The sequence below is a fragment of the Streptomyces sp. NPDC026394 genome, assembly GCF_055567735.1.
In genome coordinates, this window is sequence record NZ_JBVHPX010000002.1 from 299748 (window position 1) to 324036 (window position 24289).

Annotated in this window: 22 protein-coding genes; 14 read left to right on the plus strand and 8 right to left on the minus strand. The window is 71.2% G+C overall.

Going from position 1 to position 24289, the window contains the following annotated elements:
• Positions 1-14 precede the first annotated feature (14 nt).
• Positions 15-575: a hypothetical protein gene (locus tag ACZ4QV_RS05540; protein WP_361143954.1), complete on the minus strand. Its 561-nt coding sequence runs from the start codon at positions 573-575 to the stop codon at positions 15-17.
• 336 nt (positions 576-911) lie between these two features.
• Between ACZ4QV_RS05540 and ACZ4QV_RS05545 the strand changes: the two genes are divergently transcribed.
• From ACZ4QV_RS05545 to ACZ4QV_RS05555, 3 genes are all read left to right on the plus strand, one after another.
• Positions 912-2885 carry an APC family permease gene (locus tag ACZ4QV_RS05545; protein WP_361614733.1) on the plus strand — a complete coding sequence of 658 codons (1974 nt, stop codon included), beginning with the start codon at positions 912-914 and terminating at the stop codon, positions 2883-2885.
• Between the two features lie 119 nt (positions 2886-3004).
• Entirely contained in the window at positions 3005-3169 is a 165-nt protein-coding gene (locus ACZ4QV_RS05550) for a hypothetical protein (protein ID WP_361143958.1), read from the plus strand.
• Between the two features lie 838 nt (positions 3170-4007).
• Complete coding sequence (locus tag ACZ4QV_RS05555; RefSeq protein WP_361582194.1) at positions 4008-4679, plus strand: dioxygenase family protein; 672 nt, start codon at positions 4008-4010, stop codon at positions 4677-4679.
• On the opposite strand, the gene ACZ4QV_RS05560 is transcribed toward ACZ4QV_RS05555, so the two are convergent.
• Positions 4621-5088 (minus strand): ATP-binding protein, encoded by a 468-nt coding sequence (locus ACZ4QV_RS05560; protein WP_361582197.1) that lies wholly within the window; start codon positions 5086-5088, stop codon positions 4621-4623. The two genes, ACZ4QV_RS05555 and ACZ4QV_RS05560, sit on opposite strands and share 59 nt — an antisense overlap.
• Before the next feature lie 194 nt (positions 5089-5282).
• Between ACZ4QV_RS05560 and ACZ4QV_RS05565 the strand changes: the two genes are divergently transcribed.
• From ACZ4QV_RS05565 to ACZ4QV_RS05580, 4 genes are all read left to right on the plus strand, one after another.
• Entirely contained in the window at positions 5283-6137 is an 855-nt protein-coding gene (locus ACZ4QV_RS05565) for a helix-turn-helix domain-containing protein (protein WP_361143966.1), read from the plus strand.
• A gap of 3 nt (positions 6138-6140) precedes the next feature.
• Positions 6141-6326 (plus strand): DUF397 domain-containing protein, encoded by a 186-nt coding sequence (locus tag ACZ4QV_RS05570; RefSeq protein ID WP_361143969.1) that lies wholly within the window; start codon positions 6141-6143, stop codon positions 6324-6326.
• Between the two features lie 5 nt (positions 6327-6331).
• Positions 6332-6526 (plus strand): DUF397 domain-containing protein, encoded by a 195-nt coding sequence (locus ACZ4QV_RS05575; RefSeq protein WP_467762700.1) that lies wholly within the window; start codon positions 6332-6334, stop codon positions 6524-6526.
• 126 nt (positions 6527-6652) lie between these two features.
• Entirely contained in the window at positions 6653-8929 is a 2277-nt protein-coding gene (locus ACZ4QV_RS05580; RefSeq protein ID WP_361582203.1) for an FG-GAP repeat domain-containing protein, read from the plus strand.
• Positions 8930-9028: 99 nt separating this feature from the next.
• Here the strand turns inward: ACZ4QV_RS05580 and ACZ4QV_RS05585 are convergent, their stop codons facing one another.
• Positions 9029-9313 (minus strand): putative quinol monooxygenase, encoded by a 285-nt coding sequence (locus tag ACZ4QV_RS05585; RefSeq protein ID WP_361582206.1) that lies wholly within the window; start codon positions 9311-9313, stop codon positions 9029-9031.
• Positions 9314-9644: 331 nt separating this feature from the next.
• Between ACZ4QV_RS05585 and ACZ4QV_RS05590 the strand changes: the two genes are divergently transcribed.
• The 3 genes from ACZ4QV_RS05590 (at position 9645) to ACZ4QV_RS05600 (ending at position 12826) form a co-directional block, all read left to right on the plus strand.
• Positions 9645-10925: an ABC transporter substrate-binding protein gene (locus ACZ4QV_RS05590; RefSeq protein WP_361582209.1), complete on the plus strand. Its 1281-nt coding sequence runs from the start codon at positions 9645-9647 to the stop codon at positions 10923-10925.
• Between the two features lie 113 nt (positions 10926-11038).
• Positions 11039-11917, plus strand: coding sequence for a carbohydrate ABC transporter permease (locus ACZ4QV_RS05595; RefSeq protein WP_361145241.1), 879 nt, complete (start codon positions 11039-11041; stop codon positions 11915-11917).
• Positions 11918-11920: 3 nt separating this feature from the next.
• Positions 11921-12826 carry a carbohydrate ABC transporter permease gene (locus ACZ4QV_RS05600; protein WP_467762613.1) on the plus strand — a complete coding sequence of 302 codons (906 nt, stop codon included), beginning with the start codon at positions 11921-11923 and terminating at the stop codon, positions 12824-12826.
• A 15-nt stretch (positions 12827-12841) separates the two neighbouring features.
• Here the strand turns inward: ACZ4QV_RS05600 and ACZ4QV_RS05605 are convergent, their stop codons facing one another.
• Positions 12842-13720 (minus strand): SGNH/GDSL hydrolase family protein, encoded by an 879-nt coding sequence (locus ACZ4QV_RS05605; protein WP_361582215.1) that lies wholly within the window; start codon positions 13718-13720, stop codon positions 12842-12844.
• A gap of 146 nt (positions 13721-13866) precedes the next feature.
• Here ACZ4QV_RS05605 and ACZ4QV_RS05610 point away from each other — a divergent pair, with 146 nt between their 5' ends.
• The 3 genes from ACZ4QV_RS05610 to ACZ4QV_RS05620 all read left to right on the plus strand — a co-directional run bounded on the left by ACZ4QV_RS05610 (position 13867) and on the right by ACZ4QV_RS05620 (position 15629).
• A complete protein-coding gene (locus ACZ4QV_RS05610) occupies positions 13867-14313 on the plus strand; it encodes a GNAT family N-acetyltransferase (RefSeq protein ID WP_361582218.1) in 447 nt (148 codons plus the stop codon).
• Positions 14314-14375: 62 nt separating this feature from the next.
• Positions 14376-14516: a hypothetical protein gene (locus ACZ4QV_RS05615; protein ID WP_361143994.1), complete on the plus strand. Its 141-nt coding sequence runs from the start codon at positions 14376-14378 to the stop codon at positions 14514-14516.
• A 165-nt stretch (positions 14517-14681) separates the two neighbouring features.
• Positions 14682-15629 (plus strand): TauD/TfdA dioxygenase family protein, encoded by a 948-nt coding sequence (locus ACZ4QV_RS05620; protein WP_361143995.1) that lies wholly within the window; start codon positions 14682-14684, stop codon positions 15627-15629.
• Positions 15630-15732: 103 nt separating this feature from the next.
• On the opposite strand, the gene ACZ4QV_RS05625 is transcribed toward ACZ4QV_RS05620, so the two are convergent.
• The 3 genes from ACZ4QV_RS05625 to dusB form a co-directional block, all read right to left on the minus strand.
• Positions 15733-16641 (minus strand): ArsR/SmtB family transcription factor, encoded by a 909-nt coding sequence (locus ACZ4QV_RS05625; protein WP_361143998.1) that lies wholly within the window; start codon positions 16639-16641, stop codon positions 15733-15735.
• Between the two features lie 552 nt (positions 16642-17193).
• Positions 17194-19932, minus strand: a complete 2739-nt coding sequence (ppdK, locus tag ACZ4QV_RS05630) for a pyruvate, phosphate dikinase (RefSeq protein ID WP_361582223.1) — start codon at positions 19930-19932, stop codon at positions 17194-17196.
• Between the two features lie 429 nt (positions 19933-20361).
• On the minus strand, positions 20362-21489 hold the full coding sequence (gene dusB / locus ACZ4QV_RS05635; RefSeq protein WP_125056367.1) for a tRNA dihydrouridine synthase DusB: 1128 nt from the start codon (positions 21487-21489) through the stop codon (positions 20362-20364).
• Between the two features lie 276 nt (positions 21490-21765).
• Between dusB and ACZ4QV_RS05640 the strand changes: the two genes are divergently transcribed.
• The gene (locus ACZ4QV_RS05640) at positions 21766-23244 is read left to right on the plus strand and encodes an MFS transporter (RefSeq protein ID WP_361582227.1); all 1479 of its coding nucleotides are present in this window, start codon (positions 21766-21768) and stop codon (positions 23242-23244) included.
• Here the strand turns inward: ACZ4QV_RS05640 and ACZ4QV_RS05645 are convergent.
• Complete coding sequence (locus tag ACZ4QV_RS05645; RefSeq protein ID WP_361582230.1) at positions 23217-24233, minus strand: helix-turn-helix transcriptional regulator; 1017 nt, start codon at positions 24231-24233, stop codon at positions 23217-23219. The two genes, ACZ4QV_RS05640 and ACZ4QV_RS05645, sit on opposite strands and share 28 nt — an antisense overlap.
• Between the last annotated feature and the right edge of the window lie 56 nt (positions 24234-24289).

Sequence of the window (24289 nt, forward strand, 5' to 3'; positions counted from 1 at the left end):
CTGTAGGCGGCCGGTCACTCCAGCCCCGAAGCCTCGAAGATCTTCCGGGCGCCGTCCCGGTCGACGCGCTCCCCCAGCACCCGCAGCACCTCGCTCCCCGACCGCAGCAGCCCGCGTTCCCGGGACAGCCGGGCGCCGGTGTCGAGGAGGTGCCACAGAGCCGGGTCGGCGGTGAGGACCTTGGGGTCCAGTTCGACGCGGTCGCCCACCGCGTCGCGCAGCACCAGCCGGGGCGCCATCCCGTCACTGCGGTGGACGAGGACCAGCAGGTCGGTACGGACCCGGCGCTCGCACAGCAGCCCGCGCACGGCGAGCCACCCCGCGCCGGCCGTCACCCGTGCCGGGAAGAGCGCCGCGAAGAGCACCACCGCGAGGGCCGTCCAGCAGGCGGCGCGCAGCGGGTCGAGGGTGCGGCAGGCGAGGTCGACGCCGAGCATGAGGCACAGGACGCCGGCCGTGCAGCAGGCCGTCGTGCGCAGTTCGGCCGTCCACCGGCGGTCGCGGTACGCCGCCGGGCCGTGCACCGGGGGTGGAAGGGCGTACCTCCTTCGCGTATGCCGTCCATCGCGCGTCACACCGCCTCTCCGTTCCATGACCGTGACGGTAGGACCGTGGCGCGCGCGTCGCCGGGACCTTGACGCGACACTGACGGCGCGTCGCGGGCGCTTGACGCACCGCTGACAACGCGGCCCCGCCGTACACCGCCGCGTACCGGTGCCCGTACCACCCGGTGCCCCGGCCACCCGTCCGCATCGGTACGTCCCCGCCGGGCATCAAGAAGGCGTGAAGAAGGCCGGATCACCCGCCAAAGCCACGCCAAGAACCGGCGCGCCCGTACGAACCGGCACTCACGCTGGGCTGGCCCCGTCACCGGGGTTCTCTTCCCGCAGCGCACGGAGGTACGGCGAACGATGTCGATGGTGTGGAAACCCACGGGTGGGACCGCGAGCCGGACCACGGACCGGACCGCGAGCCCGACCGCCAGCCGGGCAACCGGCCCGGCCGCATCCCCTCCCACCCATTCCTCCTCCGGCCCGTCCCCCGCCGGTCCCGCTCCCGGCTCCGGCTCCGCTGCCGCCCCTGCCGCCGCCCCCGACCCGGACGCCCGCCATCGTCTGACCTCCGTCCAGGGCCTCGCCGCCCTCTCCCTCGACGCGATGGCCTCCGTCGCGTACGGGCCCGAGTCCATCGTCCTGATCCTGGCCGCCGCCGGTGCGTACGGCCTCGGCTTCACCCTCCCGGTGACCCTCTGCATCGCCGCCCTGCTCGCCGTCCTGGTCGCCTCGTACCGGCAGGTGATCGCGGCCTTCCCGAACGGCGGCGGTTCGTACGCCGTCGCCAGGGCACACCTCGGGCGCCGTACGGCCCTGGCCGCCGCGGCCTCCCTCCTCCTCGACTACGTGCTGAACGTCGCCGTGTCGGTGACGGCCGGCGTCGCCGCGCTCACCTCCGCGTTCCCCGCCCTCTACGGTGAACGGCTGTGGCTGTGCCTCGGTGTGCTCGTCCTGGTGACCGGAGTGAACCTGCGCGGCATCGTCGACTCGGCGAAAGCCTTCCTCCTTCCCACCGCCGTCTTCGTGGGGTCGATCCTCACCGTCGTCACGGTCGGCCTGTTCCGGGACGCGCCCGTCTCCACCGCGTCGGCCGACGGCCACGCCTCGGTCTTGGCGGACAACGCGACCTCGGTCGGCGCGCTGCTCCTCCTGAAGGCGTTCGCCGCCGGCTGTTCGGCCCTGACCGGCGTCGAGGCCGTCGCCAACGCCGTACCGTCCTTCCGCGCGCCCGCCGCCAAGCGCGCGCAGCGCACCGAGGTCGCCCTGGGCGCCCTGCTCGGCGTGATGCTGATCGGCCTGTCGGTGCTCATCGGGCGCTTCCACCTCCAGCCGGTCGAAGGCGTCACCGTCCTCGCGCAGCTCGCGGACGCGTCGCTCGGCCACAACTGGGCTTTCTACGTCGTGCAGTGCGCCACGATGGTGCTGCTCGCCCTCGCCGCCAACACCAGTTTCGGCGGACTGCCGGTGTTGATGGGCCTGCTGGCCCGCGACAACTACCTGCCGCACGTCTTCGGCCTCAAGGCCGACCGGCAGGTGCACCGGCACGGTGTCCTCGCGCTGGCCGCCGTCGCCGCCCTGCTCCTCGGCTTCTCCGGCGGCGACGTGAACACCCTCGTGCCGCTCTTCGCCATCGGTGTCTTCGCCGGTTTCACCATCTGCCAGGTCGGCATGGTCCGCCACTGGCGGCAGGAACGTTCCCCCGGCTGGCGCGGCAAGGCCGCGCTCAACGGCTTCGGCGCGCTGCTGACCGGCGTCTCGGCCGTCGTCGTCACCGCGACGAAGTTCACCGAGGGCGCCTGGCTCATCGTCGTCGCGCTGCCGCTGCTCGTCCTCGCCTTCGAGGCCGTGCACCGGGCGTACGGCAGGATCGCGGACCGCCTGCACCTGGGCCGCATCCCCGAACCGCCGCACCGCGACCGCTCCCTCGTCGTCGTCCCCGTCTCCCACCTCTCCAAGCTCACCTGCGAGGCATTGAACGCCGCCGTCTCGCTCGGTGACGAGGTGGTGGCCGTCACCGTCACGTACGCCGCTCCCGAGGACCGCCACGCGGCGGAGTCCCTGCGCCGCGACTGGGAACTGTGGAGCCCCGGCGTCGACCTCCTCGAACTGCCCTCCGCCACCCGCACGGTCGGCCGCCCGATCGCCGCGTACGTACGCGAACTCGCCGACCGGCACCCCCGTACCCGGGTCACCGTCCTGATCCCCGAGGTCGAACCGGCCCACCTGTGGCAACGCCTCCTCCAGAACCAGCGCGGCGCGGTCGTCGCCCACGCGGTGCGCCGCACGACGGACGCGACGATCTGCCGACTGCGGTTCCGGGTGACGGCATAGCCGAGCGGGGGTGGGGCAGGCAGGGTGGGGCACAGGTGGCGGGCTGGTATCGCTGTCAGGGTCGCGGGGCCGGAAACCGGTGGGGCACCACCGAGCCCTGCTGTCAGGATCCGTTGTTCATGCTTCTCGGACGCGTACTCGCCATCCTCTCGCTGCTCTGCGCGCTCGCCGTGACGGCCATCGGTCTCTGGCGCGGCGACGGGTGGGGCATCGGCCTCGGCGCCTTCTCGACATGCAGCGCGATCCTCACCGTGACCGTGGTGTGGCGGTCCCGGCGCCCGTAGCGATCCGCCCTCACGGCCCGACGCCGCGCCCCGCTTCCCGGAACCGGGCGGCTGGAGGTCCTGCTCCGTCGGGTCCTCCCGCTCGGGCTGGTCTGGCGCCCGGACGAAGTCGTGCGCGCCGTTGTCCGAGGACTGTCCGCCCCAGTGGGGCAGCGGCCGGTCGCAGCCAGGACCGGGCGGGTTCCCCGTCGGCATCAGCGCCAGGTCGGAGCCGAGGAACGGCACGATGGAGTAGCCGCCGTCGCACATCGGCAGCACGTAGAACCGCTGCGCCTCCGTCTCCTTGTTGTTCGGGGCCTTGGGGGTCCCGGGGGTCCGCGAAGCGCATGCCGTCCCGGAGGTTGCCCGGGTTGACCGCCGGCCGCTTGCCCTCCCGCCCGTTCTCGAAGCTGTGGGCCGTGTTGTTCTTGTAGTAGCCCACCGGGTGGACCACCCACAGGTGCCGCTTGTTGTCGATGTTCTCCACGGGGTCGGTCTCGATCTGGAGGTCACCGTTGTAGGTGGTATCCGCCGGTGACCCGGTGGATGACCATCAGCTCGCGCCGGTGCTTCACGGAGGCGACGAAGGTGTCCAGGGTGTTGAGGTGCAAGGCTGCGCCTTTCTCCTGGTGGGACGGCTTCTCTGGGCATGCCCGTACCCGAGGCATCGGACGCCCGCACATGCCACCGGCCGGAAGCGTTCAGCGGGCACCCGCGTGGACACAGTCGATCTGGACAACGCCCACCGCACGCCGCATTGACGCGGGCGCACACCGTCGCCCCGGACCGCGCGCCCGTCTGTCGCCCCGGGCCGGTTCCCGTCCTTGCCCACCCCGCCGCCACGTGCGACAACGACCCCATGCCGACCTCACCGCCCCCGTACCGGGGCTTTCCCCTGCGCCGACCCACCCGGCCGCCGTTCCTCCTCCCCACCGACCCGGAAAGCGCCGAGCTGTACGGGCCGGTCTTCGGCCACACCGATGTGACGCCTCTCGACAGCGACCTCACCCGCCACCACCCGGGCACCCCCATCGGTGAACGCATCACCGTCACCGGCCGCCTCCTGGACCACCGGGGCCACCCGGTCCCCCACCAGCTCCTCGAACTCTGGCAGGCCAACGCCGCCGGCCGCTACGCGCACCAGGGCGACCGGCACGACGCCCCGCTGGACCCCCACTTCACCGGCGCGGGCCGCGCCCTGACCGACGCCGAGGGCCGCTACGCCTTCACCACGATCAAGCCGGGCCCGTACCCGCTCGGCACCCCCGACCACGCCTGGCGCGCCGCCCACCTGCACTTCTCCGTCTTCGGCCGCGCGTTCACCCAACGCCTGGTCACCCAGATGTACTTCGAGGGCGACCCGCTCCTGGCCCACGACTCAGTACTCCACGCGGCCCCGAGCGCCACAGCCCGCCGAAGCCTGGTCGCCACCTGCACCCCCGCTCCCCTGCTCCCGGGCCGCCCGCCGTCCCTCACCTACCACTGGAACATCGTTCTCGGCGGCCCCTCACCGACGGTCGCTCCCGCCTGACGTCCAGCTCGCACCACACCGTCTTGCCGTCCTGCCGCTCCCGCACACCCCACCGCACGGCCACCTCCTGCACGAGCACCAGCCCGAGCCCGCCGGGACTGTCGTCCCCTGGTCCCCGTACGTGCGGCCACGCTTCCCCGCGCGCATCACTGACCGCCAGCCGTAGCACCTCCTTGCCCACCGTCAGGTGCACGCGCACGAGCCGCCCGGGCACCCGGCCGTGCGTGATCGCGTTCGTCAGCAGCTCGGACACCAGCAACTCGGCGTCGTCCACGAGGTGCCCGTACCCCCACTCCCACAGCAGCCGGGCCATCCGGTACCGCGCGAGCCGCACACTCTTGGGGAACGGCGAGTAGTCGAGCAGGTCCTCGTGGAGGACGACTTCTGTGGGGTCATGCGGAGAGATCATCGACGGCCACCTCCGGGTTACGAGCAGCGCGCACCCTTGCGCCAACTGATGCGGCCGCGCGAGCAGTTCGTTCGTTACGGAAGGTAGGGGCGCGACGGCGTCACCCACAATCGAGCGGTGCAAATTTCACCCGTGAGGGTTGCGAGCCGCCATCTCGCACCCAGACCGCTCCCCCACGAGCGAAGGTGAGCGACATGGAACGTACAGGCCAGACGCCACAGGGCAATCGCATGTCGACCGTGCTGGGCCGCCGCCTCGGCGGCGAACTCACCAAGCACCGTCTCGCCGCCGGCCTCACACAAGGCCAAGCAGCCGAGGTCATCAGCGCGTCAACCGGCAAGGTCGCCAGGATGGAGAGCGGCTGGGTCCCGATGCGCGACCCGGACATCCGCATCCTGTGCGAGCTGTACGAGGTGAGCGACCCGGCAACGGTGGGCGGGCTGCTGGAACTGGCCCGCGTGGACCGGGAACGGCGGAAGGCGAAGGGGTGGTGGAGCGAGTTTCCGGGGCTCGGCGCGATGAAGGAGTACGTGACCTTGGAGAGTGTCGCGACCGCCATCAAGACCTGGCAGGTGGCCTACGTACCCGGCCTGCTGCAATGTGAGGCGTACATCCGCGCACTGAAGCCCGACCACGACTTCGTAGGTGCACGTCTGGCCCGCCAGCGGCGCCTCGACGGCGAATCCCCTCTACGTCTTCACGCGGTGGTCTACGAGGCGGCCCTCCGCAACCTGATCGGCGGCGCAGCCGTGATGCGCCAGCAGCTCGCGCATCTGGCACTGGCCTCCGAGAGGACGAACGTATCGGTCCGCATCCTGCCCTTCAGCGCGGGGGCGCAGGTGGGCATCGGGTGCGCATACAACGTCCTCTCCTTCACCGACCCCGGCGCCATGGACGTCGTGTACATCGAGATCCCCCGCACGCAGGTCTGGATCGAAGGAGGGGACGAGGCTACGGAACATGACGAAATGTTCGAGAGAATCGCAGGGGAAGCCCTGGACGAGCCCGCGTCTCGGACGTTCATCCGCAGCCTCAGCAAGGAACTGTGATTCATGCCGGAGTTCAACTACCGCAAGTCCACCCACAGCGACCCCGACCACGAGTGCGTGGAGGTGGCCTGCAACCTCTTGCACACTATCGCCATACGCGACTCCAAGCGCACCGACGGCCCCACCCTCCACGTCAGCCCCACCGCGTGGACGGCCTTCCTCGCCGCACTTCAGAGCAGCCACCCGTGAGCCCCATGTCTTACCACAAGTCCAGCTACAGCAATCCCGAGCACGAGTGCGTCGAAGTAGCCACCAACCGCCCCCACCTAGTCGCCATACGCGACTCCAAGCGCCCCACCGGCCCCACCCTCCACGTCCCCCCAACCGCCTGGACGGCGATCCTCACCACGCTCCACACCCCCACCGGGCAAAGTCCCGTAACCGCCTGACCTCACCATTGTTAGGATTTGCCGGACCTTGGGGGGCTCGTACATTTCGTCGGTCGGGAGGCGTGTGACCTCTCCCTGCCCTCCGCCGCACGCGGCGCTCCGTGCCGCACATCGCCAGGAGGGCACTTGAAACGTTCCACCGCGCCGGCGCCGAGACGGTCCCGGCTGTCCCGGCGGATACTGGGCGGAGCCGTCGCGCTCGGCCTCGCGGTGACCGGCGGGACGCTCGCGTCTCCCGCTGTGGCCGCGCCCGTGGAGCCGGAGGCTCCCACCTGGGACTACGTGCAGGACGTGGCGCTGAAGATCGCGCCGGGGTCCGAGATCGTCAGTGCGGGCCGTACCGGGTTCCTGTCCGTGGACCCGCAGAACAACGTGGTGTGGACGGACCATCTGGGCCGTACGACCACACTGGCCCGGGATTACGGCCAGTTCACGCACACGACGGCGCACGGCTCCGTGTCCGACGTCGTGGCGCTCGGCAACAACACCTTCGTCGGCGCCTCGACCAAGATCACGCTGCGGAACATGGTCACCGGGGCCACCACCCTCGTCGACCTGAAGAAGTACGGGTACCGCTACCTCGGCACCGTCGAGGGCCGGGTACTCGCCGCCGAGAAGACAGCCGACGGCGGCGAAGCGGTCCACATCCTGGAGTTCCAGGGCGAGGAGCTGACCGACCGGGCCGTCACCGAACTGAGCCCCAGGTTCGGTAGGTTCCGGCTGGCGGCGGGGGCTCCCGGAAAGGCACTGCTGCGGTACGACGTGGGTGTCCCCGACACGACGGCCCTCGCCTACTCGACCGTCGACCTGGCCACCGCCCACATCGTCTCGGGCCGCAACATGCTGGGCCCCAGCACCGAGGCCGCGGCCTTGTCGAGCACCCACATGGCCTCCATCGGGACGGAGATCCGCGGCGGCGAGGAAAACTATCTGAAGACCGTCGAGCTGGGCGGCGCCTCCACGCCGAAGACGACGTCCACGCGCCTGGACGGCGTCCGCCGCCCGACCCTGGGCCTGACCGGCGACTGGGTGCTGTACGGGAACCGGCAGAAGCTCACGGAGGGGTCCGCGCCGGATGAAGCGGCCCTCAAGGCGGTCCCGGTCGGCGGTGGCACCGCCCGCAAGGTGATGGACCACGTCACGTCCACCACACCCGCCCCGGACGGCACCCTGCTGGCGATGGGCGGCACCGTGGCCCAGGGCGAGGGGCTCTACCGGATCTCCGCGAAGGCCGGTGGCGAGGCGCCGACCGCGGAACTGGTCGCGGGCACCGGGCAGCCCACCAAGGTCACCCTGCTGGGCGCCGACGCACCGGGCACGGCCCAGCTCGACCAGCGGCCCTGGCACCCGCGCTGGCACCTGTCCCGGCGCAACGTCAGCATGACCGTCGCCCTGCGCCACGTCGCCTCCGGCAAGCAGAGCGTGTCCCACCTGAACCCGGACCTGCCGGACAACAACGGTGACGGCTGGGTGGATCTGGACTGGAACGGCCTGGTCACCGTGGGCGGCCGGGACGAGGCAGCGCCCAACGGCGGCTACACCTGGGAACTGACCGCCCAACCCCGTAACGGCATCGGCCCCGCCCTCCACCAGAAGGGCTCCTTCACGGTCGAGCGCAAGCCCGCCCCGCACGACTACACCGACAACGGTTCGCCGGACGTGCTCGTGCGTGACCGGGCGGGCAACCTGTCGCTCGAAGACACCGCCCACGATCCGCTGAACCCGCAGTTCCACAGCGCCCGCCGCATGGTGGTCGGCGGGGGCTGGAACATCTACGACCAGGTCGTCGCCGTCGGCGACGTGGCCGGCGCCTCCGCCGGTGACGTGGTGGCCCGCGACCGCTCCGGCGTCCTGTGGCTCTACCTCGGCAAGGGCGACGGCACCTTCGACAAACCGCTGAAGACCGGAGCCGGCTGGGGCGCGTACGACCAGATCACCGGCGGCAGCGACCTGAACGGCGACGGCCGCGGCGACCTGCTGGCCCGGGACCGCTCCGGCGTGCTCTGGCTCTACGAGGGCACCGGCAACTGGCGGGCACCCTTCGCCCCGCGCAAGAAGATCGGCACCGGCTGGGGCAGTTACGACAGCATCACCGCCGTCGGCGACGTGGCCGGGGCCTCCGCCGGCGACCTGGTCGCCCGCGACCGTTCCGGTGTCCTGTGGCTGTTCCTGGGCAAGGGGGACGGCACCCTCGACGGACGCGTGAAGATCGGCGCCGGCTGGGGCGGCTACCGCCAACTCGTCGGCATCGGCGACTCCGACGCCGACGGCCGCGCCGACCTGCTCGTCTCCACGCCGGACGGCAGCTCGTACGTCTACCACGGCACGGGCAACTGGCGGGCACCGTTCGCCCCACGCGAGGTGACCGGCATCAGGACTCCGTCGTACGAGACCATCGTCTGACGGGCCACACCGACGGCGACGACGCCGGGCGCACCCGCCCACCGGGGCCAGGGCCAGGAGCACTCAGATCATGGGTGACTGGTCCCGGCCATGTTCCGTTCAGGCCGCCTCGACGCCGGATATCCGGTACTTCCGTATCTCCGCGTCCAGGACGGCCGTCGTCCGCCCGGCCTCCGGTCCGCTGCCGCGGAACGCGGCCAGCTCGGCGTCGGACCCCCAGCGTTCGTAGACGTTGACGCGGCCGGGGTCCAGGCGGTCGGCCGTGAGGGTGAAGTCCAGGCAGCCGGGGGCCTTTCTGGCCTGTTCGGTCACCGCGTCGCAGCCGGCCAGGTACGCCTCACGGGCGTCAGGGGCGACGTGGAGCGTGCCGGACACGATGATCATGGGCGTCTCCTTCGGACGAGCGGACGGACGAGCGACGAGCGGGCGAGCAGAAGGGCAGTCGGGCAGTCGGGCAGTCGGACAGTGAATGCCTTGTAGCGAATCATGCACGAGGGGTCTGACAATCGGCCCGGGGTCGGTCTGAGCTGCGCGGACACGCGCGACGACACCGACACCCCCCGGCCGTTTTCGCGCAGGTGCCATGCGTTCTTCACGGTGGTACGGCAAAGTAGGCGCTCGCGGCGGACGGTGATCGACGATCACCGAAGCGGCACGACAGCCGGACGACGACCGACGCGCGAGGCGCGGCGGGCTACGTAGGGGGCGATCGGGCATGACTCGCGACATCGGCAGACGGCGGCTGCTCGGGGCGGCCGGAGGAGTGGCCGGAGGGGCGGCCCTCACGGCGGTCCTGGCGGCCTGTGGTTCCAACACCGGCCGCAGTGGCAAGGGTTCGGGGCCGGCGCTGAGCCAGTGGTACCACCAGTACGGGGAGCCGGGCACCGAGCAGGCCGTCAAGCGGTACGCGGCCGCGTACGACAAGGCGCGGGTCAGCGTGCAGTGGCGGCCCGGGGACTACGACCGGCAGACCGCCGCCGCGCTGCTGACGGACTCCGGTCCGGACGTCTTCGAGGTCAACGGGCCGAAGCTGGACCAGATCAAGGGCGGGCAGGTCGTGGACCTGACGGCGGAGATCGAGTCCGCCAAGGGCGACTTCAACCAGTCGGTGCTCGCGCCGAAGATCTGGCAGGACAAGGTCTGGGCGATTCCGCAGACCATGGACACCCAACTGCTGTTCTACCGCAAGAGCATGCTCAAGGCGGCGGGCGTCGAGCCGCCGCGCAGCGTCGACGAGCTGGTGGAGGCCGCGCGGACACTGACCGCGCGGCACCGGAAGGACAAGGTCAAGGGGCTGTTCCTGGGGAACGACGGCGGGGCCGCGGTGCTGGGCGGTACGCCGCTGTTCGCCGCGGGACTGAGCCTGATCACGGAGGACGGAAAGGTCGGCTTCGACGATCCGGCCGCCGCCCGGGTGCTCGGCAAGGTCCGGCAGTTGTACGCCGACGAATCGTTGCTGCTCGGGGCGCCGACGGACTGGTCCGACCCGGCGGCGTTCGTCCAGGGACTGACCGCCATGCAGTGGTCGGGCCTGTGGGCGCTGCCGCAGGTCAAGAAGGCGCTGGGGGACGACTTCGGGGTGCTGCCGTTCCCGAAGGACGGCGCCGGGCAGCCGGCCGTGCCCGTGGGCGCGTACGGGTCGGCGGTCAGTGCGCGCAGCAAGCACCGCGAGGAGGCCCGGGCGTACGTGAAGTGGCTGTGGGTGGACGGGACCGACAAGCAGGAGGACTTCGCCCTCTCGTACGGCTTCCACATCCCCGCCCGCACCTCGCTCGCCAAGAAGGCGAAGCAGCTCCGGGAGGGCGCGGCGGCCGACGCGGTCTCGTACGCCACCGAGTACGGCCACGCCGAGCCGCTGCTCTGGACGACGCCGAGCAGCACCGCCTACCAGGACGCGCTCAACCGCGTCATCAAGGGCGGCGCGAATCCGGAGAGCGAGCTGAAGGGCGTGGTGCGCAAGGTGGAGGCCGAGTTGCAGCGGGCGAAGACGAAGTGAGGGGGACGGACGCCCGGCCCGCGACCACCGGAACGGGTACGGGCAGGGGCGCGGGTACGGGTACGCGTACCGGCGGGCTCCTCGCGCGCCTCCAGGGGCAGCAGAACCGGAACCTGTGGTTCTGGGCGTTCGTCGGCCCGTTCGCGATCGGCCTGGCGCTGTTCACGTACGTACCGCTGGCCTGGAGCGTCTACCTCAGCTTCTTCGACGCCCACAACACGGTCGCCCCGACGGACTTCGTCGGACTGGACAACTACACGGCGATGCTCGGCGACGACGCCTTCGTCAGCAGCCTGGGCACGTTCCTGCTGTTCACCGCGTTCATCGTACCGGCGACGTTCGTGCTCTCGCTCGGCCTCGCGCTCATGGTCAACCGGCTGCGCTTCGCCCAGGCGTTCTTCCGCTCGGTCTTCTTCCTGCCGACCGCGTGCTCGTACGTGGTCGCGGCGCTGATCTGGAAGCTGTCGATCTTCAACGGGGTGCGGTTCGGGCTGGCCAACACCGTGCTCGGGTGGTTCGGCGCGGACCAGACCGCGTGGCTGTCCACGACCGACCCGCCCTGGTACTGGCTGGTGATCGTGACCGTACGGCTGTGGTTGCAGGCAGGTTTCTTCATGATCCTGTTCCTGGCGGGGCTGCAACGGATCCCGCCCCGCCTGTACGAGGCCGCCGCGGTGGACGGCGCGCGGCCCGGCTGGCAGACGCTGCGGTACATCACCCTGCCGCAACTGCGCGCCACCTCGGTCGCCGTCGTCCTGCTGCTGGTGATCAACGCGTTCCAGGCGTTCGACGAGTTCTACAACCTGATGTCCGACGCCCGCGGCTACCCGCCGTACGCCCGCCCGCCGCTGGTCTACCTCTACTACACCGCCCTCGGGCAGGAGCAGAACCTCGGCCTGGGCAGCGCGGGCGCGGTGATCCTGGCGCTGATCATCGCCGTGGCGACCGTCGTCCAGGCCCGCTGGTTCGGCCTCGGACGAAAGGAGGACTGAGCGATGGCGACCAGGCGCACGGGGATTACGGCCAGGCCCGTGGAAACGGGACGGACGCGGCGGGCGCGCGCGCCGCGGGACCCCCGCGTGCGGGCCGGGCGCGCGCTGCGCGCGGTGACCGTCACCGTCCTCGCCGTCCTCTTCCTCCTCCCGTTCTACCTGCTCGTACGCAACGGCCTGGCCACCGAGCAGGACATCACCGCCCCCGACTGGACGTTCTTCCCGCGCGACATCCAGTGGTCCAACCTGACCGAGGTCTTCGCCGACCCGAACCTGCCGATGGCCCGCGCGCTGCTCAACTCCACCCTGATCGCGGTCTCCACGACGGTGGGCACGGTGCTGCTGGCGTCCCTGGCCGGATACGGACTGGCCCGCATCCCGTACCGGCACGCGAACCTCGTCTTCTACGCGATCCTCGGCACCCTGATGGTCCCGGCGGCCGTCACGTTCGTCCCCAGCTTCGTCCTCGTCTCGTCGCTCGGCTGGATCTCGACCCTGCGCGGGCTGATCATCCCGACCCTGTTCAGCGCCTTCGCCTGCTTCATGTTCCGCCAGTACTTCCTCGGCTTCCCCCGGGAGCTGGAGGACGCGGCCCGGGTGGACGGGCTCGGGTACTGGCGTACGTACTGGCGGATCGTGGTGCCCAACTCGCGGCCCGTCTTCGCGGCCGTCGGCACGATCGTCTTCATCGGCGCCTGGAACGCGTTCCTGTGGCCGCTGGTCATCGGACAGGACCGGGAAGCGTGGACGGTGCAGGTCGCGCTGTCCACGTTCACCACGGCGCAGAACCTCAACCTGCACGAACTGTTCATCGCCGCGGCGATCTCGATCGCGCCGCTGGTGGTCGTGTTCGTACTGTTGCAGCGGTACATCGTGGCGGGGGTGGAGCGGTCGGGGATCGACGACTGAGCGGGGGCGGGGAGTTCACGGCGAGTCGATGGCGTCGGCCACCGTCGCGCCCGCGCGCGCCATGCCGGTGGCGTTCGGGTGGTACGGGGCCGCCGCCGAGCCCGGCAACAGCCCTTCCATCCACTTCTCGCCCGGCGCGGCGCAGACACCGTGCCCGGCACTGGGCGTCCGGAGGTCGACGAAGCCCGCGCCGTCCGCGGCGGCCCGCTCGGCGAGCATCGTGTGCAGCCGGTCGAAGGTGTTCTGGAGGTAGTCGGCGTCGCCTGGCCAGACGGGTTCTCCGGGCCAGCAGCCGCCCGGCCGGAAGTACGTGCCGTACGAGACGACGTAGACCTTCGCGTGAGGGGAACGCCGGTGGATCTGTCCGAGGGCAGAGGTGATCCTGGGCGCCGTACGGGTGATCCGTTCGGCGAGCCGGTCCCGGCCGCCTGCCGTGTAGACCGACTCGCACGTCCGGCCCAGGCCCGCCGACCGCGGGTGCAGCCGGACGCAGGACGGCAGGGCGGTGCCCAGGCTGATGTCGTTGGCGCCGACGGCCAGGGTGACCAGGTCGGTGTCCGGCCGCAGCGCGTCCAACTGGGGCGGTACGAGGACGAGCTGCCGTCCGGCCAAGTCCTTGGTGGAGGCGCCGCTGCACGTCACGTCGGTGAGGCGGGCGCCGAGCCGCGCGGCGGCGATGGTCGGCCAGTTCCGGTTCGAGCGCAGGCAGGGAAGGCTCGTCTGGACCGGAATCAGCGGACCGGCGGCCGAGGAGTCGCCGAGCGCGACGTAGTGGGGTTTTCGTACGGGGAAGGCATCGGCGGCGGCCACCGGCGCGCCGGGCGCGGCCAGTACAGCGGCCAGCGCGGCAGCCGCCGCGACAACGCATCCGGCACGGCGCGGGTTTCGGGCCATCGCACTCTCCTGCTGTTCGTGAGGGGACGACCGTGACAACCACGACGATCACGGACAAGGAAGACTCCCCGCAAGACCCGGCCGCCAAAAGCGCCGGCGCGGAAACTCGGTGGCGGTGCACGGGGCTCGTGTGGGAGAACTCAGCCATGAGCGATGCCACCACTTCGGCCCGGGAGACGGCACTCACGGTCGGCGCCCACGACGCCGCCCTGGACAAGCGCCTGGAGGACGAGCTCGACGCCTTCAACGCCGCTGCCACGGACGGCGCCGAACAGGCCGAATTCTCGGTGCGGGTGACGGACACGGAGGGCGAGTTGATCGGCGGACTGAGCGCCTGGGTGTGGGGCGGGCTGTGCGGTATCCACCTCCTGTGGGTACGGGAGGACAGCCGGGCGGCCGGCTGGGGCGCGAAGCTGCTGCACGCCGCGGAGCAGGAGGCGGTACGGCGCGGCTGCGACCGCGCGACGGTGTCCTCGTACACGTTCCAGGCGCCGGGCTTCTACGAGCGGCAGGGATATACCGAGGTCGGGCGCGTGCCGGGGATGCCGGGCGGGCACGCGGACGTGTATCTGTACAAGGAGCTGAAGGGCTGAGGCGGGCGGGGGCGGGCGGCGCCCCGTTTCCCGGACCTCCCGCATGAGGTACGGTGCGTGCCATGACCACGTACTCGACCTTCCGTGAGGCGGAGCCGCTGCGCCGCGGCCCCCACGGCGAGTGCGCGCCCCGCGGCATGACGTTTCTGCGCCGCCGCGGCCGGGTGGGTTCACCCCCGGCCGCCGCTTTCCGCTGTCGGTGACCTCCCGGGCGTGACGGCCCTCCCGACGGCAGCGTCCGCGCACCGCGGCAGCTCCGCACCCGTACGGCAGCGGCGCCTGTTCCCGTGATCCCGGTTCCTTCGGGGCCGGTACGAGCGCCGTGCCTCGCTCCGCATCTTCCGCTCCTCTCCCTCCAGGAGGACCCCTTGACGGCTACCGCCGACCACGCCGCCCCCGCCCGGCTCTCCCCCGCTCTCCGCGACCACCGCATCCCCGCCGACGGCCTCTACGAGGGCACCCGCGTCCTGCGCCGGACGCCCGAGGGCTGGGAGGACCGGCCCTACGAGCGGTTCGAGATCGTTCCGCAGGCCGCGACCATCGGCGCGGAGATCCGCGGCCTCGACCTGTCCCAGCCCCTGGCACCCGCGCTGCGCGAGGAGTTGAACCGTGCGCTGCTGGAGTGGAAGGTGCTGTTCTTCCGGGGGCAGCACCTCACCTCGGCCGCGCAGCGCGCGTTCGCCCGCCACTGGGGCGAGCTGGAGACCAATCCGCTGCTGGCCACGGGGGACGCCGAGGACGTCGTACGGTTCGACCGCAGCGCGGTGTCCACCTTCGAGAACGTCTGGCACACGGATGTGACGTTCCGCGAACGTCCGGCGCTGGGCGCCGTGTTGCAACTGCGCGAGGTCCCGCCGTCCGGCGGCGACACCCTGTGGGCGGACATGGCGGCCGCGTACGACAATCTGCCGCAGGACGTACGGGACCGTATCGACGGCGCGACCGCCGTGCACGACTTCCTGCCGGGCTTCGCGCGCTTCTACTCCGCCGAGCGGCTGGCCCCGTTCCAGGAGCAGTTCCCGCCGGTCGAGCACCCGGTCGTACGGCGGCACCCGGAGACCGGCCGCCGGATGCTGTTCGTCAACACCTCCTTCACCACCCGCATCGTGGGGTGGGAGCGGGCGGAGAGCGACCGGATGCTGCGGCTGCTGTTCCAGCAGGCGCACGTGCCGGAGTTCCAGGTGCGGTTCCGCTGGCAGGCGGGGGACATCGCCTTCTGGGACAACCGGGCCACGCAGCACTACGCGGTCAACGACTACGGGGCGGGGCGCCGGATCGCCGAGCGGGTGGCGATCACGGGGGATCGTCCGTACTGACGTGGGGCGTCCGAGCTCCCCGGGCGTGGGGCGCGGGCCGCCTCCCCCGGGCGCCGGGCCCCTCCCTCGGGTGCCGGACCGCTTCCCCCCGGCCGCCGGAACGTTACTGCACAGCCCCGGCCCCCGGCACCCGCACGTCCGCCTCCCGCGCCTCCAGCGCCGATATCTCCAGCCCCCGGGTGTCCACCCCCCGGACGTCCACCTCCGGGCCGCCCCGCAGCAGCGCCGCCCCCAGCGGCGTCAGCGTGTGCAGTACGGCGTTGCCGTGGCGCAGCGTCAGCAGCAGGCCCGCGTCGCGCAGCACCGTCGCGTGCTGGCTGGCCGAGGCCAGTGAGACGTCGACGCGCCGGGCCAGTTCGCTCGTCGTGCAGCCGCCGCCCACGCCGTGCAGGATCGCCGAGCGGGTCCGCCCGACGAGCTTGCCCAGCGAGTGGCCGGGCGAGACGGTCGGCATGACGCGGGGCGCGGGGTGTTCCAAGGGGTAGACGAGGACGGGGGTCAGGTCGGGGTCGGCGAAGGTGACGGGCGTGTGGCGGCAGAAGAACGACGGGAGCAGGAGCAGCCCCCGGCCGTTCAGGAACAGGTCGCGGTCCACCGGGTAGTCCACTTCCAGGACGGGCGGCCGCCAGCGCATCGTCGGCGGGAGCGAGGCGAGCAGGTGGTCCGCGCCGCCGTCCAGCAGCGCCCGGCCGCGGGCGGCCCGGTCCGCCTCGATACGGGCCTGGAGCAGCGGCCAGTAGGGCGCGACGGCGTTCTCGTAATAGCTCCGCAGCGCGCCGGCGAGCCGTCCGAGCGCCGCGGAATCGCCTTCGCTCAGCTCCCGCAGCCATGACGGCAGCGGCCGGGTCGCGGGCAGCCGCGAAAGTTCGGCGTGCAGTCGGGCGGGCGGGGTTGCGCGAAGTGCCGCCAGCCCTTCGTCGAGACCGAGCAGCCCCTCCGGCGGCGTCAGGAAATCCGGAAAATAGCCGCGCGTGGGAACGAGCGGCGCCAGCAGTCGTGTTTCACCATTCAACCTGCACCGTGCTTCGGAACGCCATTTGCCGAAGGCCGCGCCGGGCCGCCGGTCGCGCAGTCGGTGAAAACTTAAAACGGTCTCCCACAGCACGTCAGGGCGCGCGGCAATGCGCACCCGGGCCAGATCCGGTCCACTGAAATGGACGCGTAGCACCGAACCCCCACCAATGCTCCCTAGTCGACCCCCGGCCATCTGAGTATGCACGCAGACACAGCCTGTCACCACGCCCTTTTGGCCAGAGTTGAAAGGGGTCGCGCCAACACGGCGCGCAGGGAAAGCTGTAACTCAATTCGACGGCAGTGCGAATGGAACGGATTGCTCGATCCCGTGGGGGGTGACGAGGCAATGACCGACCGCTCAGCATTTGCCGTGGAAGGCCGTCAACCAGGCCGACATGGCTGACGGCAGCTCCCGAGGGGGGAGTCCGGAGAAAAGCGAGGGCGGCACCTCCGCACAGGTGCCGCCCTCGTCGGGTTCCGGAGCCGGCGTCAGGGTGAGGGTCGGTACAGTCTGACACCAACTCCGGTTGGCCTACCGGGTGTTACGGGTTCACCGACTGTCGCTGCCCAGGGACTCCGCCGCCGCGCGGCCCGCTTCGAGGCGGGCGACCGGGATGCGGAACGGGGAGCAGGAGACGTAGTCCAGGCCCACCTCGTGGAAGAAGTGCACCGACTCCGGGTCGCCGCCGTGCTCGCCGCAGACGCCGAGCTTGAGGTCGGGGCGGGTGGCGCGGCCGGCCTCGGCGGCGCTGCGGACCAGGGAGCCGACGCCGTCCTTGTCGATGGTCTCGAACGGGCTGACGCCGAAGATGCCCTTCTCCAGGTAGGCGGTGAAGAAGCTGGCCTCGACGTCGTCGCGGCTGAAGCCCCAGACCGTCTGGGTCAGGTCGTTGGTGCCGAAGGAGAAGAAGTCGGCCGACTCGGCGATCTGGCCGGCGGTCAGCGCCGCGCGGGGCAGTTCGATCATCGTGCCGAGGGTGAGCTTGAGGTCCACGCCGCGGGCCTGCTCGACCTCGGCGATGACCTGCTCGGCCTCCTCGCGGACGATCTCCAGCTCCTGGACGGTGCCGACCAGCGGGATCATGATTTCGGCGCGCGGATCGCCCTTGGCGGCGTTCTTGCGCTCGGCCGCCGCCTCGGCGATGGCCCGCACCTGCATGGCGAACAGGCCGGGGATGACCAGACCGAGGCGGACGCCGCGCAGGCCCAGCATCGGGTTCTGCTCGTGCAGCTTGTGCACGGCCTGGAGGAGGCGCAGGTCGTTCTCGTTGGCGTCCTTGCGGGACTCGGCGAGGGCGACACGTACGGAGAGTTCGGTGATGTCGGGCAGGAACTCGTGCAGCGGCGGGTCCAGGAGGCGGACCGTCACCGGCAGGCCGTCCATCGCCTCGAACAGCTCCACGAAGTCGGCCTTCTGGAGGGGCAGCAGACCGCCGAGGGCCGCCTCCCGGTCGGCGTCGGTGTCGGCGAGGATCAGGCGCTCGACCATCTCGCGGCGCTCACCGAGGAACATGTGCTCGGTGCGGCACAGGCCGATGCCCTGGGCGCCGAAGCGGCGGGCGCGGGCCGCGTCCTCGGCGTTGTCGGCGTTGGCCCGTACCCGCAGCCGGCGTACCCGGTCCGCGTACGCCATGATCCGGTGTACGGCCTTGACCAGCTCGTCGGCGTCGTCGGCGCCCGCGTGCATCCGGCCCTCGAAGTACTCGACGACCGGGGACGGGACGACCGGCACCTCGCCGAGGTAGACCTTGCCGGAGGAGCCGTCGATGGAGACGACGTCACCCTCCTCGATCACGATGCCGCCGGGCGCGGTCATGCACCGGCGCTTGGTGTCGACCTCCAGCTCCTCGGCGCCGCAGACACAGGTCTTGCCCATGCCGCGGGCGACGACGGCGGCGTGCGAGGTCTTGCCGCCGCGGGAGGTGAGGATGCCCTCGGCGGCGATCATGCCGTTGAGGTCGTCGGGGTTGGTCTCGCGGCGGATCAGGATGACCTTCTCGCCGGAGCGGGACCACTTGACCGCGGTGTAGGAGTCGAAGACGGCCTTGCCGACGGCGGCGCCGGGCGAGGCGGCGATGGCCCGGCCGATCATCTGCGTCTTCGCGTTCTCGTCGAAGCGCGGGAACATCAACTGGGCGAGCTGCGCGCCGTTGACCCGCTGGAGCGCCTCGGCCTCGTCGATCAGCCCCTGGTCGACGAGCTGGGTGGCGATACGGAACGCGGCGCCCGCGGTGCGCTTGCCGACGCGGGTCTGGAGCATCCACAGCTTGCCGCGCTCGATGGTGAACTCGATGTCGCACAGGTCCTTGTAGTGCGTTTCGAGCGTTTCCATGATCTGCATCAGCTCGTCGTAGGACGGCTTGTCGATGCCTTCGAGGTCGGCGAGCGGCACGGTGTTGCGGATGCCCGCGACGACGTCCTCGCCCTGCGCGTTCTGCAGGTAGTCGCCGTAGACGCCCTGCTGGCCGCTGGCCGGGTCGCGGGTGAAGGCGACGCCGGTGCCGGAGTCCGGGCCGAGGTTGCCGAAGACCATGGAGCAGACGTTGACGGCGGTGCCGAGGTCGCCGGGGATGCGCTCCTGGCGGCGGTAGAGCTTGGCACGGTCGGTGTTCCACGAGTCGAAGACCGCGCGGACGGCGAGGTCCATCTGCTCGCGGGGCTCCTGCGGGAAGTCCCGGCCGGTCTCCTTGGAGACGATGTCCTTGAACTGCCCGACGAGGTTCTTCAGGTCGGCCGCGTCCAGGTCGACGTCGACGCGGACGCCCTTGGCCTGCTTGGCCTCCTCCAGCGCCTCCTCGAAGAGGTCGCCGTCCACGCCGAGCACGGTCTTGCCGAACATCTGGATGAGGCGGCGGTAGGAGTCCCACGCGAAGCGCTCGTCGCCGGCCTGGGCGGCGAGGCCGGAAACCGACGCGTCGGACAGGCCGATGTTCAGCACGGTGTCCATCATGCCGGGCATCGAGAACTTCGCCCCGGAACGCACCGATACGAGAAGGGGGTTGTCGGCCTGGCCGAGCTTCTTGCCCATGGTCGCTTCGAGCGCTTCCAGGTGCTCACTGACCTCGGCACGCAGTGCCGCGGGCTCCTGGCCGCTGTCGAGGTAGACCTTGCACGCCTCGGTGGTGATCGTGAACCCCGGCGGAACGGGAAGCCCCAGGTTGGTCATCTCGGCGAGGTTGGCGCCCTTGCCGCCGAGAAGGTCCTTGAGGTCCTTGTTGCCCTCGGTGAAGTCGTAGACGAACTTCGAAGGCTCGGACGGGGTTACGTGGGGATCTTGTGTTTCCGGCACGGGAATCTCTCCTCGCCGCGGGCTGCCCTGACGGCGAGGAACATACCCAGATCGAAGGCGTCTGGGTACGTCCACTCGGTCGACATACGCCCGTAACCCGTCGTCCGCCAGCAGATCGAAAGTCGCGGCGGGCGGAGGTCCGGCTTCATGTCCTGAAGACATGATGGCGTGGAGCGACCAATGGATCGCTGGACGACTACGGAGTGCATTTTTCCGTCGAACAGCCGAACGCGTGATGAGTGGCACCCAGTGCCAGCATTGGAGAGGTGCACTCCTGCGCGAAACGCTCATCTGAGCGCACCCCCTATCAGGGGTGGCGAGAATCACGCCGTTGCACCGCCCCCGGTCCCGCGATGCGGACCCGGAATCGGACCGGTCGAAAGCCGAGAGGCCGGGCTTCCGCCCGGCCTCTCGCGTCGCGTTTGCTCCTCAGCCGCCCGAAGTGTCCAGTTCCGCGTCGGCCGTGACGCCCGTGCGGTCGTACGGGTCGTCCAGCCAGCCGTCCGGCAGGACCACCCGGTTCCGGCCAGATGTGCGGCCACGGGGTCCGTCCGCGCCCACGGGCCAGGGCTGGTCGAGGTCCAGCTCGCTCATCAGAGCATCCAGTTCGTCCAGTGACGAGGCGATTGCCAGCTTCTTGCGGGACTCCGAGCCGATCGAGAAGCCCTTGGTGTACCAGGCGACGTGCTTGCGGAAGTCGATGACACCGCGCGCCTCGTCCCCGATCCACTCCCCCAGCAGCGTGGCGTGCCGCAGCATCACGGCCGCGACCTCCTTGAGCGTCGGCTTCGCGTACGTCCCCGTCCCCTCGAAAGCCGCCACCAGGTCGCCGAACAGCCACGGCCGCCCCAGGCAGCCGCGCCCCACGACCACGCCGTCACAGCCGGTCTCACGCACCATCCGCAGCGCGTCGTCCGCCGACCAGATGTCCCCGTTGCCCAGCACCGGGATCTCCGGCACGGCTTCCTTCAGGCGCGCGATGGCGTCCCAGTCGGCCGTGCCGCCGTAGTGCTGGGCCGCGGTCCGGCCGTGCAGCGCGATGGCCGTGACACCCTCCTGGACCGCGATCCGGCCCGCGTCGAGGAAGGTGATGTGGTCGTCGTCGATGCCCTTGCGCATCTTCATGGTGACCGGCAGATCGCCCGCGTTGGTCACCGCCTCGCGCAGGATGGAGCGCAGCAGGTGCCGCTTGTACGGGAGGGCCGAGCCACCGCCCTTGCGGGTCACCTTCGGCACCGGGCAGCCGAAGTTCAGGTCGATGTGGTCGGCCAGGTCCTCTTCGGCGATCATGCGGACGGCCTTGCCGACGGTGTCCGGGTCGACGCCGTAGAGCTGGATGGAGCGCGGCTTCTCCGTCTCGTCGAAGTGGATCAGCTGCATGGTCTTCTCGTTGCGCTCGACCAGCGCCCGCGTCGTGATCATTTCGCTGACGAACAGGCCCTTGCCGCCCGAGAACTCCCGGCACAGCGTCCGGAAGGGGGCGTTGGTGATCCCGGCCATCGGCGCGAGGACCACGGGCGGCTGCACCGCGTGCGGGCCGATCTGCAGCTGAGTCATGAGGAGCGGGTTTCCTTCGGCGGTCGACGGGCGGACTGAGCGACCTCCCATTGTCGCGCACTCCGGCGACTGCCTCGCCAGAGCCGTGGGTCCCCCGGTCGCGGGCTCCCGCGGCGGGCTCGCCAGAGCCGTACGCCGCCCGGTCGCGGGCCCCCGCGGCAGCTTGTCGCGCACCGGCCCGCCCCGGCTCGTCGCGGGCTCCCGCGGCGGCCTGTCACGTCCACCACCGGCGGGCTCTCCAGAGCCGCCGGCCCACGTTCGTTGTACCGTTCACCTATGCCCGAGCCGAGCCACCGGCGGCGCCTGCTCGTCCTGGCGATCTGCTGCATGAGCCTGCTGATCGTCAGCCTCGACAACACCGTCCTGAACGTCGCCCTGCCGTCCATGCAGAAGGATCTGGACACCTCGGTCTCCGGGATGCAGTGGACGATCGACGCCTACACCCTGGTCCTCGCCTCGCTGCTGATGCTGGCCGGCTCCACCGCCGACCGGCTCGGCCGCCGCCGGGTCTTCCAGGCGGGCCTGGTGGTCTTCTCGCTCGGCTCGCTGCTGTGCAGCCTGGCGCCGAACCTGGAGTGCCTGGTCGCCTTCCGCATGGTGCAGGCCGTCGGCGGCTCGATGCTCAACCCCGTGGCCATGTCGATCATCACCAACACCTTCACCGAGCCGAAGGAGCGGGCCCGCGCGATCGGTGTGTGGGGCGGCGTGGTCGGCATCAGCATGGCGGCCGGGCCGATCGTCGGCGGGCTGCTGGTGCAGACCGTCGACTGGCGCGCGATCTTCTGGATCAACGTTCCCATCGGGGCGCTCGCCCTGTTCCTGACCATGCGCTACGTGCCGGAGTCGCGCGCGCCCAGGCCACGCCGCGTCGACCCCGTCGGCCAGCTGCTGGTGATCGTGCTGCTCGGCGCGCTCACGTACGCGATCATCGAGGCACCGGCCGCCGGCTGGACCTCGCCGCTGATCCTCGGCTTCGCCGCGGCGGCCGTCGCCGCACTCGCCGGACTGCTGCTGTACGAGCGGCGCCGCACCGAACCGCTGATCGACCTGCGGTTCTTCCGCAGCGCGCCGTTCAGCGGCGCCACGGTCGTGGCGGTCTGCGCGTTCGCCGCGCTCAGCGGCTTCCTCTTCGTCAACACGCTCTACCTCCAGGACGTGCGGGGCCTGTCCGCCCTGGACGCCGGGCTCTACATGCTGCCGATGGCGGGCATGACGCTGGTCTTCGCGCCGCTGTCCGGACGGCTGGTCGGCTCGGTGGGCCCGCGGCTGCCGCTGCTGCTGGCCGGGCTGGCGACGGCGGCCAGCGGGGTGCTGTTCGCGGGCTTCGAGGCGGAGGCGGACACACCGCTGCTCTTCACCGGGTACGTGCTCTTCGGCGTCGGCTTCGGGCTGGTCAACGCGCCCATCACCAACACCGCGGTGTCCGGGATGCCCCGTACGCAGGCAGGCGTGGCCGCGGCCATCGCCTCCACCAGCCGGCAGGTGGGCGGATCGCTGGGGGTCGCGGTGATCGGCGCCGTACTGGCCAGCGGCACCCGCGTCGCCGCCACCGGCAGCCGGTTCGTCGAGGCGAGCCGCCCCGCCTGGTGGATCATCGCCGGATGCGGCGCGGCCGTGCTGCTGCTGGGCGCGCTGACCACCGGCCGCTGGGCCCAGGGCACCGCGCGCCGCGCCGCGGAACGTCTGGAGTCCTCGGGGGACCAGGCCCCGCCGCAGGGGCCCGGCGGTCAGCCCTCGGCCCGGATCAATGCCTGAAGCTGCTCCAGCCGCTCGTGCGACACCTCGTCGTCGGGCGTGTAGGTGAGCATCTTCGGGCCGTGGCTGGGGCCGGTCCACAACCCGGTGGAGGACAGCCGCAGCACACCGACGTCCCGCTGGCGGAAGAGCTTGGACTGGCTCACCGGCCGTACGACCTCCTGCCGCGCCCAGATCTCCCGGAACTCCGGCGAGGCCGCCTCCAGCCGCGCCACCAGCGCCTTCCAGGCGGGCTCGGCGACATGGCCCGCCATCGAGGCACGGAACTTGGCGGCCATCACGCGCAGCGTCCCGTGCAGATCGACCAGGCTCTCCCGCCACTCCGTGTGGGTGAACGCCAGCCACAGGCAGTTGCGGTCCTCCTCCGGGAGCGCGTCCAGGTCGCACAGCAGCCGCCCGTAGGTGCGGTTGTACGCGAGGATGTCGAACCGGCTGTTCTGCACGACGGCGGGGAACGGCGACAACTGGTCGAGCATCTGCCGCATCGGCACCGGTACGCCCGTGCACTCCTTGCCGCGCACCGGATCGGTCGCACCGGCCAGCGCGAAGAGGTGGCCGCGCTCGGCCCGGTCCATCCGCAGCGCGCGGGCCACGGCGTCCAGCACCTGCGGCGAGACCCTGATGTCCCTCGCCTGCTCAAGCCACGTGTACCAGGTGACGCCGACGGCGGAGAGGTGGGCGACCTCCTCGCGGCGCAGGCCCGGCGTTCGGCGGCGGGCGCCGCGCGGCAGGCCGACCTGCTCCGGGGTGATCCGCTCGCGGCGGCTGCGCAGGAAGGCGGCCAGCTCACCGCGCCGGACGGCGCCGTCCGTGGGCGGCGGCTGCTGCGCTGTCCCCGGGTTCCCGGTCTCCGGATTCGAGGGCCCCGGCTGCGCCGCACCCGGGTTCACCGTCCCCGGCGTCGCCGTGATCGGCTTCGTCCCCGGGATCGGCTCCGTCCCCGGGATCGCTGTCCCCGGCTGCACCGTCTCCGGCATCGTGGCGGTCATGATCCCAGGATGCCGGAGCGGTCAGCCGGTTGCCAGGTAGATCCGGTACCAGGACA

Bases quoted from the DNA above. Each gene is read 5' to 3' on its own strand.
- ACZ4QV_RS05545 (WP_361614733.1), top strand. From the start codon at position 912: ATGTCGATGGTGTGGAAACCCACGGGTGGGACCGCGAGCCGGACCACG.
- ACZ4QV_RS05550 (WP_361143958.1), top strand. From the start codon at position 3,005: ATGCTTCTCGGACGCGTACTCGCCATCCTCTCGCTGCTCTGCGCGCTC.
- ACZ4QV_RS05555 (WP_361582194.1), top strand. From the start codon at position 4,008: ATGCCGACCTCACCGCCCCCGTACCGGGGCTTTCCCCTGCGCCGACCC.
- ACZ4QV_RS05560 (WP_361582197.1), bottom strand. From the start codon at position 5,088: ATGATCTCTCCGCATGACCCCACAGAAGTCGTCCTCCACGAGGACCTG.
- ACZ4QV_RS05565 (WP_361143966.1), top strand. From the start codon at position 5,283: ATGGAACGTACAGGCCAGACGCCACAGGGCAATCGCATGTCGACCGTG.
- ACZ4QV_RS05570 (WP_361143969.1), top strand. From the start codon at position 6,141: ATGCCGGAGTTCAACTACCGCAAGTCCACCCACAGCGACCCCGACCAC.
- ACZ4QV_RS05575 (WP_467762700.1), top strand. From the start codon at position 6,332: ATGTCTTACCACAAGTCCAGCTACAGCAATCCCGAGCACGAGTGCGTC.
- ACZ4QV_RS05585 (WP_361582206.1), bottom strand. From the start codon at position 9,313: ATGATCATCGTGTCCGGCACGCTCCACGTCGCCCCTGACGCCCGTGAG.
- ACZ4QV_RS05590 (WP_361582209.1), top strand. From the start codon at position 9,645: ATGACTCGCGACATCGGCAGACGGCGGCTGCTCGGGGCGGCCGGAGGA.
- ACZ4QV_RS05600 (WP_467762613.1), top strand. From the start codon at position 11,921: ATGGCGACCAGGCGCACGGGGATTACGGCCAGGCCCGTGGAAACGGGA.
- ACZ4QV_RS05605 (WP_361582215.1), bottom strand. From the start codon at position 13,720: ATGGCCCGAAACCCGCGCCGTGCCGGATGCGTTGTCGCGGCGGCTGCC.
- ACZ4QV_RS05610 (WP_361582218.1), top strand. From the start codon at position 13,867: ATGAGCGATGCCACCACTTCGGCCCGGGAGACGGCACTCACGGTCGGC.
- ACZ4QV_RS05615 (WP_361143994.1), top strand. From the start codon at position 14,376: ATGACCACGTACTCGACCTTCCGTGAGGCGGAGCCGCTGCGCCGCGGC.
- dusB (WP_125056367.1), bottom strand. From the start codon at position 21,489: ATGACTCAGCTGCAGATCGGCCCGCACGCGGTGCAGCCGCCCGTGGTC.
- ACZ4QV_RS05640 (WP_361582227.1), top strand. From the start codon at position 21,766: ATGCCCGAGCCGAGCCACCGGCGGCGCCTGCTCGTCCTGGCGATCTGC.
- ACZ4QV_RS05645 (WP_361582230.1), bottom strand. From the start codon at position 24,233: ATGACCGCCACGATGCCGGAGACGGTGCAGCCGGGGACAGCGATCCCG.